This is a genomic window from Pseudomonas sp. LBUM1649 (genome assembly GCF_059716155.1).
Genome location: NZ_CP166807.1, coordinates 4,959,362 through 4,972,285, shown reverse-complemented (window position 1 = coordinate 4,972,285; position 12,924 = coordinate 4,959,362). Strand labels below are relative to the sequence as shown.

Sequence of the window (12,924 nt, the reverse complement as noted above, 5' to 3'; positions counted from 1 at the left end):
GGCCACTTGAAATCAAAACTCGTCTCCCCAATTAGTTAGGTTACCTGGGAGCATCTGCTGTCGGGTCAAGTCACTCTACACATAGGGAGTTGGTTATGGCTACGCAACCCTTGGCCTCTCCCTGTTGACAGTTGTAAAAAACCGGCTAGTTACAATGCAGGATTTAACAACCCAAGCGAGAAAGGAAATCGACCATGAGTATCAAACCTGGCCCTAAAAGAACAAACGAAGATGGCACTCCGGACAAGAGGCAGAGAGTTACGCCCGAAAAGCAAAAAGATCATCCAGACTTGAAACCCCATAAGCACAAAAAGGGGGAGTAGGATCGAAAAGTAGCTCCTGAGAGCTGCTTTTTTATTTGTGTACGAATAGGCCTGTCCGTCATCACGCCAGCAAAAAGGGGCAGATTTATTTTTTCCAGAAAAGTAGAAAAATAGATCTGTCCCCTTTTTCCGTCCCTTTTTCCGTCGTCCCCTTTTTCCTCGCTTTTTCCTCAAGTGGTTAGCTGCTAAGTAAGTGCCATTCAAATCAGTCCCCTTTTTTCTTTGGCTTTCCCATTCTTGAATGTCTATTGAGCAGATATTTATTGAACCTAACGTCAACTCGATGGAAGAGTTAGGCCTCAGTGCTGGTCCGCCAGAATAGGCCTGATCGACTGAGCATCGGCTTTCAGTGCGAAGTAGGTCCATATGCCTCCAAAAAGATCCGCTACTCCGAAGAGAACGATCATTGGACTGGCGAGGCCAACGACAGCGAAGGTAGTGAAGGCCACGAAGACGACGAAGCGCGTGTACACCGACGCTTCCAAAAATGGCTTGTTTTCGTGCTTGGCTGCGACCCATGCGTAGATGCCGATATTGAACGCGATAACGCCAACCACGTGAATCCAGACCTCGGAGGTTGGGGGAATCCGAAAGATCGACAGCAAGAAGTTCGGCACTACGGCTAACACGGCACCAACGACGAACAAATATATGGCGAAGACCTTGGCACTGAACGCAGACTTGGACATATTTTCCTTTCCTTTAGTGATGTACGGCAGATGGAGCGAATGAATCTTAGAGGCCTAACGTTTGATTTGAGAGGCATGGCCGGGCTTGGCGGAACAAGCCTCTCGATGGAAGGGTTATATTTCAGAGGGGCACACAGCGTTCTCAGCCTTAGGGGCAGGTAGCCAGAGGCCAACCGATTCGCGCTGCACGGAGGAGGCTGGCCTTAACAACCAAGCGGTGAAAAGGGGCAATGACGAAGATGTAGGCCCGGCCTAGACGGTTGTGGCACTGGACCACGGTTGAAACAACGAGTTGGTGACTGCCTTCTGGCTCTGCCTCCCCGGAACATAGAACCGATATCCGGAAGTCGAGGTGCTTGTCGTCCTCTCCCAACACGATTTCAGTCTGGTTCGTGCTGTAGAGCTTGAAGACTCCAATCCGATTAGCAAGTGATGCCAAGTGTTTGGCTGTCTTGAGACCAAAAGAGGCAACGATAGTGTCTCGGGCTTTCGTGAGCCATCCGATCCAGGATGGCTGGTGGGAAAGGATGAATCGAGCTAGCAAATCTGGATTGCTAGATGTGCCCGCAGGGAGCTGAATCGCAAAAGCGTCCGCTAGGTTCATTGATTTGTAAAGGTGGGAGATGCCGGACCTCGAGGGGACTGGCACGGACGTAATGAGCTCGAATTCTCTGGGCATCGGGGATCTCTCCTGAGGTCTAACTACTAATTAGACGACATGCCATGTCGCGTTTCTTGTTGCGGTGTGGCTTGTCGTATAACGCTCGTTGTCGCCTGCAAGTGCTTGTCTAGCTTAGATGTGGTTGCGGCAAACGCAACATCGCCCTGAGAGAAACACGACAAGGGCGGCTAGCCCTGCTGCCTTCTGGATTCGAAAGCAGCATCGGTAACGCGGCCTATTTGCCATCACTGTGTCCACCGTCTGCTACTGGCCGATATCTGCCTGTTGCCACCGGCAGCAAAGGACAACTCTCCGCCGATCATGTTGACTAAGCATATTGGTAAAAACCGATGAAATCGGTGCTCAGATCGAAATACAAACGCCTGGTCAAGTGCAATACAAACGCCTGGTCAGTACCAATGCAATCAGGTGGTCAAGTGCAGTGCAATTTCGCAATCAACAATTCACTCTCTCGCCCCGTCCCCGCCAGGCTATCAATCACATGCACGCTATACCCCGGCACATTCTTCGCGTGATGCTTGGCCTGGGAGGCCATTTCCGCCAACTGGCTGGCATCGAGTTGTGCGCAGGCCTGTGGGTGTAAATGCACCACGCCGATCGACAGTGACAACAAGGGGAATTCCTGGCGCAACCCTTGGCGATTAGGAGCGATGAAGCAGCCGGCTTCCAGGTGTTCGCTGCGGTAGAAGCGCCGGCACTGGCTTTGGAAGTCGTCGAGCAACTGGTTCAAACGTTTGCGCCAGTCGTCCGGGCCCAGTACCAGCAGAAAGTCATCGCCGCCGATGTGGCCGACGAAGTCCCGGGAGGGGTCGATGCGATCATTCAGGCATTGCGCCAGGCACAACAGGACTTCATCACCACGGCCGTAGCCGTAGATGTCGTTGAAGGGTTTGAAGCTGTCGATGTCCACGTAACAGATCACCGATTCGCGTTGCTGTTGCAGCAGTCGTGTCAGGCATTGCTGGATCGGTACGTTGCCCGGCAGCAGGGTCAGCGGGTTGGCGTAGCGCGCTTGCTGGATTTTCAGTTCGGTGATCAGCTTGAGCACATCGATCACCCGACCCAGGCCCAGGTAATTGCCATTGAGGCTGATGATGAAGTCTTCTTCGATGCGTTGCCGGGCGCGGCTGGTAATCAGCCGGCTGACCTGCTGCAGCGACTGACTTATCTCGACGGCCAGGAAGTCGTCGCTCATCAGGCGGCTGATCGGTTTGCGGGCGAACAGGTCGGTGGCAAACGGCTTGAGCAAGGCATCCGAGAGCGAATGCCGATGGACGATCCCGCAAGGCTGGCCTTGCTCATCCAGCACCGCCAGCGAGTTAAGGTTGGCCTGGCGACGGAAGGCTTCGAGCACGGTAGCGGTCGGGGTGTCGCGGGCCACCGCGGGCTGGTCGTTGAGCAGGGCACTCAGGTCGCTGCCGTCGTCGCCCAACGCTACGGCGGTGCTGTCGCGCCTGGGCATCAAGGTGCGGGCATCGCGCGGCGGATGCTCCTGTGGCCGACAGAGCAAATAGCCCTGGACCAGGTCAACGCCCATTTCGGTCAATACCGCCAGTTCTTCCGGCAATTCGATGCCTTCGGCGATCACCTGTGCCCGCGAGGCTTTGGCAATTTGCAGGATCGAGCCAACGAACTCACGCTTGAGGGCATCCAGGTGAATGCCGTCGATGAAGTGTCGGTCGATCTTCACGTAGTCGGGACGTAATTCGGACCACAGGCGCAAGCTTGAGTAACCCGCGCCCAGATCGTCCAGCGCAATGGAAAAACCCATGGCCCGATAATGATGCAGGGCGGTATGCAGCAGCTGGAAGTCGTCGGTCGGGGTCTGCTCGGTGAGTTCGATCACCACCTGGTTCGGTGCAATGCCGAAATCCTGCAGCAACTGCAACGTGCGACCGGGTTGGTGAGCCGCTTCGAGCAAGGATTCCGGGGAAACGTTGAGGAACAGTTTGCCGGGCAGTTGTTGTTCGTTGAAGCGCCGGCACGCACTCTGCCGGCAGGCGATTTCCAGTTCGCTCAGGCGACCCGCCTGGCGGGCGACGGCGAACAGGGCGACAGGGGAGTGCAACGGACTATTGGAGGGGCCGCGGCTCAGGGCTTCGTAGCCCAGGATGCGTCGTTCAGAGAGGCAAATGATGGGTTGGAACAGGCTGTGCAAACCGCTTTGAGCCAGGATTGAACTCAAGGCACTCAGCTGTTCGGTTGTGGTCATGGCGATCTCTGGCGAAAAAAAAGGACCGGGCGTGCTCTTGATTGAAAGAGGCGCTACCGGTCCGATATTTCACGACAGAATGATGACTGTTTGATGACGCTCCGGGGAGCGTCAGCATTAAATTGCCGTCAATCCTAGTGCTTGGCTACCGCCGTATTGAGCTTCAGGTAATCCAGCAGAATGCGCCCGGTCTCGCTCAGGTAGGCATCGTCTTCCGGCTTGGTCTTGTCGTCCTCGGCCGCGATAGCGTCTTCGTCTTCTTTCTTCAATTCCTTGAGCGGCTCTTCGCCCTTGGCCTTGCGACGGATATTCTCCATGGCAAGCTGCTTGGCTTCGATATCGGTATGCTGGGCACGACGCTCGGTTTCATTGAGGCTGACGGTTTTTTCCGTCATCAGTTTCTGCGCCAGGGCCAGCTTGTCGCGGATGAACACGAACTCCGCGTCCTTGGCCGTGCGTACGTCATGCTCGGACTTGAGCTGGGTGATGTACGGTTTGAACGGATCGACCGCAGGCTTGATCGCTGCACGGATGGTGTCCCACGGCATGGCTTCCGGCAGGGCGCTTTCGCCGATTTCCTTGGTGTCGATGATCGACGGGTAATCGATGTCCGGCAGTACGCCCTGATGCTGGGTGCTCTGCCCGGAAACCCGGTAGAACTTGGCCAGTGTCAGCTTGAGCTCGCCATGGTTCAGCGGCTGGATGGTCTGCACGGTGCCTTTGCCGAAGGTCTGGCCGCCGATGATCAGGGCGCGGTGGTAGTCCTGCATGGCGCCGGCGAAAATTTCCGAAGCCGAGGCGGACAGGCGGTTGACCAGCAGCGCCATCGGGCCTTTGTAGAAGGCGCCGGGGTTTTCGTCTTCCAGGACATCGACCCGTCCATCGGCGTTACGCACGAGTACGGTAGGGCCCTTGTCGATGAACAGGCTGGTCAGCTCGGTAGCTTCCTGCAAGGAGCCACCGCCATTGTTGCGCAGGTCGATGACCACGCCGTCAACCTTGTCCTTTTGCAACTCGGTCAGCAGCTTCTTGACGTCGCGGGTGGTGCTCTTGTAATCCGGATCGCCGGCACGGAAGGCCTTGAAGTCCAGGTAGAAGGCCGGGATCTCGATAACACCGAGCTTGTAGTCCTTGCCATCCTGCTTGAGGTTGAGGACCGACTTTTTCACCGCCTGGTCTTCAAGCTTCACCGCTTCGCGGGTGATCGGCACGATCTTGCTGGTCTGGTCGTTCGGCGCATTGCTGGCCGGGATCACTTCCAGGCGCACGATGGTGCCTTTGGGACCGCGGATCAGCTTGACCACTTCGTCCAGACGCCAGCCGACCACGTCGACCATCTCTTTATTGCCTTGGGCAACACCGATGATCTTGTCGGCCGGAGCGACTTGCTTGGTCTTGTCCGCCGGACCTGCCGGTACCAGGCGCACGATCTTCACTTGATCGTTATCGCTCTGCAACACGGCGCCGATGCCCTCCAGGGACAGGCTCATGTTGATGTCGAAATTTTCCGCGTTATCCGGCGACAGATAGTTGGTGTGCGGGTCGTAGGACATGGCGAAGGTGTTGATGTACGCCTGGAAGATGTCTTCCGCGCGGGTCTGGTCCAGGCGCGCCAGCTGGTTCTTGTAGCGCTTGGTCAGGGTTTCCTGGATCTGCTTGGAATCCTTGCCCGCGATCTTCTGCCGCAGCACTTCGTCCTTGACGCGTTTGCGCCACAGGTCGTCGAGTTCGGCAGTGGATTTGAGCCAAGGGGCATCCTTGCGGTCGATCAGCAAGGTTTCCTTGGAGGTGAAGTCGATCTTGTCGACGCCCTTGTTCAGCTCGGCCAGGGCAAAGTCCAGACGCGCCTTGACGCGGTCCAGGTAGCGCTTGTAGATGGTGAAACCGGCGTTGAGGTCGCCGCTCTTGAGGAAGTCGTCGAACTGGGTCTTCCACTTGTCGAATTCGGCAATGTCGCTGGCCATGAAGTAGCTGCGCGACGGATCGAGCAATTTCAGATAGCTGTCATAGATGATCACCGAGCGCGCGTCGTCGAGCGGCGGCTTGCTGTAGTGGTGGCGCTTGAGCAACTCCACGACGTTCAGACTGGCGATGACTTCGTCACGGTCGGGCTGAAGCTTGTCCCAGCTATTGGCTGCAAAAGAACTGCTCGACATCGGCAGCAGGCCGAAACCGATGAAAAGGGCGAGGGCAGTGCTGGGGAACAAACGCTTCATGTTGATTCGACGCGGGGACAATTGATAACGCATATTAGGCCGTCTTTGAAGTCGCCGGTTCCACAAGAGCCGGTCGCATAATGCAAAAAGCCCGGCGCTACAGCTTCGGGCTCAGTCCAGACTCACTATGGAGGCACTGTGAAAGCATTGCAAGGCGTTGACGGTCAAGTGGAGTGGCTTGAAGAGCCCAGTCCTGCGTGTGATGTAGGGCAAGTTCGCATTCGAGTGGCGGCAGCGGGTCTCAATCGTGCCGATTTGTTGCAGAAGGCCGGTCTTTATCCGCCACCGCCGGGGACCAGTCAGGTGCTTGGTCTAGAGTGCTCGGGGGTGATCAGCGAAGTGGGTCCGGGTTCGTCGTGGCAGGTGGGGGATCGGGTTTGCGCCTTGCTGGCCGGGGGCGGCATGGCCGAAGAGGTGGTTGTCGACGGACGGCATGTATTGCCGGTTCCCGACGAAATGTCGCTGGCCGAAGCCGCCGCGTTGCCGGAAGTGTATGCGACCGTCTGGTTGAATTTGTTTCAACTGGCAGCGCTCAAACCCGGTGAAAAAGTTCTGCTACACGCCGGGGCAAGTGGAATCGGTTCAGCAGCCATTCAGCTGTGCAAGGCGTTCGGCAATCCGTGCTGGGTCAGTGTCGGCTCCGCTGAGCGCCTGGCCTACTGCGAAGCGCTCGGCGCCCAGGGCGGTGTGGTGCGCACTGACGAGCTGGACAGCCTGCGCGACCTGGGGCCGTTCGATGTCATCCTCGACCCGGTGGGCGGCAACTATGCAGCGCTAAACCTGAAACTGATGGCGACTGATGGCCGTTGGGTGTTGATCGGCCTGATGGGCGGCCGCGAGGCGAAGTTGGATCTGGCGCAGGTGCTGGCCAAGCGTGTGCAACTGCTGGGCTCGACCCTGCGCAGCCGCGATGATCAGTTCAAGGCGGATCTGTTCAGCGATCTACGCCTGCATGTCTGGCCGCTGTTTGCGGATAAACGCTTGAGCCCGCAACTGGCCAAGGCTTTCCCGATCAAGGATGCCGAAGCGGCGTTTGCCGAGTTGGCGAGTAATAAGGTGGCGGGGAAGCTGGTGTTGGTGGTTGATGAGAGCCTGACCTGACACCACAAAACCTTGTGGGAGCGAGCCTGCTCGCGAAGGCGGTGTGTCATTCGACGTATGTGTTGAATGTATGTCCGCTTTCGCGAGCAGGCTCGCTCCCACAGGGAATCGGTGTTACTTCCAGAGGTGGATCGGCCAGCCGGCCTTTTCCGCCTGCTCGCGCAACACCGGGTCCGGATTGACCACGTGCGGGAAATCGACCTTCAGCAACAACGGCAAATCATTGCGTGAGTCCGAATAGAAGCTCGCACCTTCCAGGTTTTCCTCTTCGGCATCCAGCCATTCCAGCAACCGGGTGATCTTGCCTTCGCGATACGTCAGCGTGCCGACGGTCTTGCCGGTATACGCCCCGTGAGCCACTTCCAGCTCGATACCAAGAATTTCATCGATGCCCAGGCGTTCGGCAATCGGCTTGACCAAATGGACACCCGAGGCCGAGATCACCAGGATCCGGTCGCCGGCCTTGCGGTGGGCGGCGATGGTTTTGGTGGCGTCGCTGAAGATGATCGGTTCGATGAAGTCTTCCACCCAGGGGCCGACCAGGTGCTCGACTTCTGCGGGAGTACGGCCGATCAAGGGTTCCAGGCTGAAGGCCATGTAGTCCTCCATGGCCAGGTGACCCCTGCCGTAGGCATCCATCAATTCCTTGTCGCGACGCAGGAAGGATTCGCCGTCGACCCAGCCGAGGCGGACCATTTGCTCACTCCACAACGAGGCGCAGTCGCCGTGGATCAGGGTTTCGTCCAGATCAAAAATTGCCAGGGCCATTAGTGCAGTTCTCTCTTCAACATCAGCAAGGGCATCAGGCTACCTCACACAGTGCCGTCGGATCGATGGAAAGCGCCAGGCGCTGACCATCGGGATGCAAGTCGGACGCCGAGCGATTGAGCACATCCACCACCAGTTCCACGCCTCGGGCTTCGATCCGGTAGCGAATCACGTTGCCCAGCAGGCTGTGGCTGCGCACTTGGGCGTCGAGATCGCCGTCGAGGCTCAGTTCGATGGCCTCAGGACGAATGGCGATACGGTGGTTGATCGGCCGTTGCAACAGCTTTGACGCGCTGTCGGCATCCAGCAGGTTGTAGTTGCCGATGAAACCGGCGGCGAAAACATCCACCGGTGCCGTGTAAAGGGTTTCAGCGTCACCGCTTTGTACGATCTTTCCCTGGTTCATCAGGAAAATGCGATCGGACATGGTCAGCGCTTCTTCCTGGTCGTGTGTGACGAAGATCGTGGTCAGGCCCAGCTCGCGCTGGATCTGACGGATCTGTTCGCGCAGGTGCTTGCGAATCCGTGCATCCAGGGCCGACAGCGGTTCATCCAGCAACAGCAGGCGCGGTCGGGTTACCAATGAACGAGCCAGGGCGACACGTTGGCACTGGCCTCCCGACAGCTGGTGCGGGTAGCGGCTGGCAAAGTCGGTCAGTTCCACCAGCTTCAACACCTCGGCGACCCGCTTGTGGCTGTCATCGGCGTTGACCTTTTGCATGCGTAGGCCGAACGCGACGTTTTGTTCCACGGTCATGTTGGGGAACAGCGCATAACTCTGGAACACCATGCCGATCCCGCGTTTTTGCGGGCTCAATGGCACGAGGTCGCGACCATCGAGCAGGATCTGGCCGCCATCCACCGAGGTCAGTCCGGCGATGCAACGCAGCAGGGTGGACTTGCCACAACCGGACGGGCCGAGCAGGGTGACGAACTCACCCTTCTGGACTTCGCAGTTGATGTCGCTGAACACCGTGGTGCCGGCGTAATTTTTCTGCAGATGTTGGACGCTGACATAGCTCATTCGCTTTTGTCCCTGTTCAAGATATTGGCCGCCCAGGTCAGAACCAGTACGAAGAAGAAGTAGGAAATCACCAGCGCACTGGTGAAGTGGCCGCTGCTGTTGCGCATGTTGTTGAGGTAGACCTGCAGGGTTTCGTAGCGGGTGCCGACGAGGATGTTGGCGAACACGAACTCACCGAACAGGAACGAAAACGACAGCAGCAGCGCCACCATCAAGCCCTTGCGCAGGTTCGGCAGCACTACCAGGAACGCTGCCTGGAAAGTGCTCGCGCCGAGCAACTGGGCGGAGTCCATCAGGTCGCGCAGGTTGATTGCTTGCAGGTTGTTGGTGATGGCGCGGTACATGAACGGCAGCGCTACGGTGAAATAGCAGCCGATCAGGATCCATGGCGTACCGACCATTGCAAACGGCCCGGAACCATAGAGCTGCAACAGCCCCACCGACGACACCACGGGCGGTACGGCGAAGGGCAGCAGGATCAGGATGTTCATCAGCGCATCGAGTTTGGGGAAGTGGTAATGCACCACGAACAGCAGCGGCAGAATCAGCACCACCGAAAGTATCAATGCACCGACGCAGACCAGCAGCGATTGGCCGAAAGCATTCAGAAAGCGCGGATCGCTCCACAGCTGCGCGTACCATTTGATGCTGAAACCGCTGGGCAGAATCGTTGCCGACCAACTGCTGGAAATCGAATAGATGAAGGTGCCGAGCAGAGGCAGCAACAGGATGGTAAACAGCAGGTAGACCACTACCCGATGGTAGATGCCGACAGGGCCCAATTCAGCGCGTGACATGGTAGCTCCTCTTCAACAGCAGCTGATGCACGATGGTCACCAGGGTCATCAACGCCACCAGCACCACGGCCAGGGCACTGGCCAGGTTCGGATCGAGGGAAATATCGCCCGAGACCATCGCCGCGATTCGGATTGGCATCACGTTGAAGTTGCCGGTGGTCAGGGCGTACACCGTGGCGTAGGCGCCGAGGGCGTTGGCCAGCAGGATCACGAAGGTGCCAAGCAGTGCCGGGGTCAGCACCGGCAGGCCGATGTGGCGCCAAAACTGCCAACCGTTGGCGCCGAGCAGCGCGGCGGACTCGCGCCAGTCTTCGCGCAAGGCGTCGAAGGCCGGGTAGAGCAGCAGCACGCCAAGGGGAATCTGGAAGTAGGTGTAGAGAATGATCACCCCGGTTTTCGAATACAGGTTGAAGTCCTGAATGATTCCGGCCTGTTTGAGCATGATGGTGAAGCTGCCGTTGAAACCCAGCAGGATGATGAACGCGAAGGCCAGCGGCACGCCGGAGAAGTTGCTGGTCATGTTGGCGAAGGCGTTGACGAAGTTGCGCAGCTTCGAGTCGACCCGGCGCAGGGAATAGGCACCGAGTACCGCGATGATGATGCCGAACACGCTGGACCAAAAACTGATCTCGAGGCTGTACTGGATCGCCTGCAGGTAAAACTTGGAACTGAAGATCCTGGTGAAGTTGGCCAGGCCCCAGCCGAACTCTTCCGACTCCAGGCTATTGGTCATCACCCACACCAGCGGGGCGATTTCGAACACGATGAAGAACAGGGTGAAAGGCACCAGGCACAAGGCTGCCAGCCATTTGCCGCGAGTCATGGCGTTCACTTGAGCAGCTCCCTGCACACAGGTTTGTCGTGGGGTACGCCCAATAGTTCACAGACGGTGCCGCAAATTTCGGTCTGTTTCGGCGTGGCATCGGCGTTGAAGCTGAAGGCATCGCCGAGCACGAACAGCGGCACTTCGCGTTCTTCGGGCAGCAGACCGTTATGGGATCGGTCGTTGTTCATGCCGTGGTCGGCGGTCACCAGCACCTGATAGCTGGCGTCGAGCCAGTTCTGTAGGTAGTCGGCGAGGATGATGTCCGCCGAGCGCGCGCTGTTGCGGTACTGCGGGGTGTCGAGGCCGTGCTTGTGCCCGGCGTCGTCGATGTTCATCGGGTGCACCAGCAGGAAATTTGGCGCCTGACGCAAGCGTAGGCTTTCGGCGTCGGCGAACAGGTGCGAGTCGGGGTAGTGATCGCTCCAGTAGAAATGCCCGTGCTGGATCGGAAGGGCGGGGTCGTCGGTGTGGCGATCCCGGGCCGCCACGAATGGGGAACGGTTGTACAACTCACTGACCCAGTGATAAGCCGCAGCGGCGGTTTTCAGGCCGGCATCGGTGGCGTAATGGTAGATGCTGCGCTGATTGGACAGGCGCGATACATTGTTGTGAACGATCCCGCTCTCGATCGGTGTCACGCCGGTGAGGATGCATTCGTAGAGCGGTCGGGACAGGGCCGGCAGCTCGCACTCCAGTTTGTAGAGTGCGGCGCGTCCTGCACCGACGTAAGCCTGCAGGTGCCCCATGGCGTGGCGGGCGACTTCGTAATTGAGGCCGTCGAGCACGACAAGGATGACGTTGTGCTTCATAGGGGCAAAACTCCGTGAAACAGGAATTCGGAAATCTCGAAAACATCACCATTCCTTGTGGGAGCGAGCCTGCTCGCGAAGGGGGCTTAACATTCAGAGCCAATGTTGAATGTCAGACCGCTTTCGCGAGCAGGCTCGCTCCCACAAGGATTTCCATCAGATCCCGCACTGGGGACCTACCGCATCATTTCATTTCTACGATGACTTCTTCGTTCCACTTCTGCGGCAGGGCCTTGGAGGTTTTTTCCCACGCATCCGCGTCCTTGATCGGCGTGACCTTTTTGTACTGCTCGTTTGGCAGCAGTTTGGACTTCACGTCTTCCGGCAGAGTGATGTGATCGGCGCGGATTGGACGGGCGTTGCCCTTGGCCAGGTTGATCTGGCCGGCGTCGCTGAAGATGTACTCGCGGGTCAGCTTGGCGGCGTTCGGGTTCTTCGCGTATTTGTTGATGATGGTGGTGTAGCCGGAAATCACCGAGCCGTCGGACGGGATCAGCACCACGTAGTCATCCGGATTGGCCATCTTGGCCTTGTAGCTCAGGCCGTTGAAGTCCCAGACCACGCCGACTTCGATCTCGCCTTTTTCCATGGCGCCTATGACCGGGTTGGACATCGACAAGCGACCTTGTTTAGCGAGGTCGGCAAATAGCAGCAGTGCCGGTTGCAGGTTTTTCTCATCGCCACCGTTGGCATAGGCAGCAGCCAGAACGCCGTTGGCAGCCTGGGCGGCGGTGCTCACGTCACCGATCGATACCTTGTATTTGCCGGTTTTGAGGTCAGCCCATTTGGTCGGTACGTCGGAGCCGTGCAGCAGCTTTTTGTTGACGATAAAGGCGATGGTGCCGGTATAGGCCAGCGCCCAGTGACCGTCCTTGTCTTTAGCCCAGGTCGGCACCTGGTCCCAAGTGGATGGCTTGTAGGGCTGGGTAACGTTCTGTTTCACCGCGATCGGGCCAAAGGCTGCACCGACGTCACCGATGTCGGCACTGGCGTTGTCTTTCTCGGCGGCGAACTTGGCGATCTCCTGGGCCGAGCTCATGTCGGTGTCGATGTGCTTGAGGCCGTATTTCTTCGCCAGATCTTCCCAGGTGCCTTTCCAGTTGGCCCAGTCATCGGGCATGCCGACACTGTTTACTGCGCCTTCCGCTTTCGCAGCGGCTTCAAGGGTTTTCAAATCATCAGCCGCCATGGCGGCGGTGCACATGGCAATGGTCGAGCCTAACAGTGATGCCAGGAAAAGCTGTTTCATTCCGAAGCTCCTATGGGCGTTTTCAACGCTGCGATTGCGATTGTGTTGGTCTAGGTCAGCAATACCTGAGCCAATCTAAGGCGGCTCAATGACACTTTGATGTCGCTCGTCGCCCCGATGGATGTTTATCTGCCCGGTATTGGCGGGTGCCAAGTAAGCGTAGACCATGGGCGAAGCCCCATTGCGCAAGGGACTTGGCCGATGTCTTGCAGGTTGTTGGACGAGTTG

The 12,924-nt window shown here is 57.9% G+C and carries 11 protein-coding genes; 1 reads left to right on the top strand and 10 read right to left on the bottom strand.

Annotated elements, in window-relative coordinates; all coding sequences use genetic code 11:
* Positions 1 to 622: 622 nt before the first annotated feature.
* The 4 genes from ACA058_RS22935 to ACA058_RS22920 form a co-directional block, all read right to left on the bottom strand.
* Positions 623 to 1,012, bottom strand: coding sequence for a hypothetical protein (locus ACA058_RS22935; protein ID WP_497636033.1), 390 nt, complete (start codon positions 1,010 to 1,012; stop codon positions 623 to 625).
* Positions 1,013 to 1,160: 148 nt separating this feature from the next.
* Positions 1,161 to 1,691 (bottom strand): DUF2867 domain-containing protein, encoded by a 531-nt coding sequence (locus tag ACA058_RS22930; RefSeq protein WP_497636032.1) that lies wholly within the window; start codon positions 1,689 to 1,691, stop codon positions 1,161 to 1,163.
* 415 nt (positions 1,692 to 2,106) lie between these two features.
* A complete protein-coding gene (locus ACA058_RS22925) occupies positions 2,107 to 3,906 on the bottom strand; it encodes a bifunctional diguanylate cyclase/phosphodiesterase (protein WP_497636031.1) in 1,800 nt (599 codons plus the stop codon).
* A 134-nt stretch (positions 3,907 to 4,040) separates the two neighbouring features.
* Positions 4,041 to 6,122 (bottom strand): carboxy terminal-processing peptidase, encoded by a 2,082-nt coding sequence (locus ACA058_RS22920; RefSeq protein ID WP_497636030.1) that lies wholly within the window; start codon positions 6,120 to 6,122, stop codon positions 4,041 to 4,043.
* A 138-nt stretch (positions 6,123 to 6,260) separates the two neighbouring features.
* On the opposite strand from ACA058_RS22920, the gene ACA058_RS22915 reads away from it, so the two are divergent.
* Positions 6,261 to 7,223, top strand: coding sequence for a zinc-binding dehydrogenase (locus ACA058_RS22915; RefSeq protein ID WP_497636029.1), 963 nt, complete (start codon positions 6,261 to 6,263; stop codon positions 7,221 to 7,223).
* 114 nt (positions 7,224 to 7,337) lie between these two features.
* Here ACA058_RS22915 and ACA058_RS22910 read toward each other — a convergent pair whose 3' ends face one another.
* The 6 genes from ACA058_RS22910 to ACA058_RS22885 all read right to left on the bottom strand — a co-directional run bounded on the left by ACA058_RS22910 (position 7,338) and on the right by ACA058_RS22885 (position 12,696).
* A complete protein-coding gene (locus tag ACA058_RS22910; protein WP_497636028.1) occupies positions 7,338 to 7,991 on the bottom strand; it encodes an HAD family hydrolase in 654 nt (217 codons plus the stop codon).
* A gap of 34 nt (positions 7,992 to 8,025) precedes the next feature.
* A complete protein-coding gene (locus ACA058_RS22905) occupies positions 8,026 to 9,015 on the bottom strand; it encodes an ABC transporter ATP-binding protein (protein WP_497636027.1) in 990 nt (329 codons plus the stop codon).
* On the bottom strand, positions 9,012 to 9,812 hold the full coding sequence (locus ACA058_RS22900) for an ABC transporter permease (RefSeq protein ID WP_497636026.1): 801 nt from the start codon (positions 9,810 to 9,812) through the stop codon (positions 9,012 to 9,014). The genes ACA058_RS22905 and ACA058_RS22900 overlap by 4 nt, the downstream gene beginning before the upstream one ends.
* Entirely contained in the window at positions 9,799 to 10,635 is an 837-nt protein-coding gene (locus ACA058_RS22895) for an ABC transporter permease (RefSeq protein ID WP_497639988.1), read from the bottom strand. The genes ACA058_RS22900 and ACA058_RS22895 overlap by 14 nt, the downstream gene beginning before the upstream one ends.
* Before the next feature lie 5 nt (positions 10,636 to 10,640).
* Entirely contained in the window at positions 10,641 to 11,447 is an 807-nt protein-coding gene (locus ACA058_RS22890) for an alkaline phosphatase family protein (RefSeq protein ID WP_497636025.1), read from the bottom strand.
* A gap of 184 nt (positions 11,448 to 11,631) precedes the next feature.
* Complete coding sequence (locus ACA058_RS22885; RefSeq protein ID WP_497636024.1) at positions 11,632 to 12,696, bottom strand: ABC transporter substrate-binding protein; 1,065 nt, start codon at positions 12,694 to 12,696, stop codon at positions 11,632 to 11,634.
* Positions 12,697 to 12,924 lie beyond the last annotated feature (228 nt).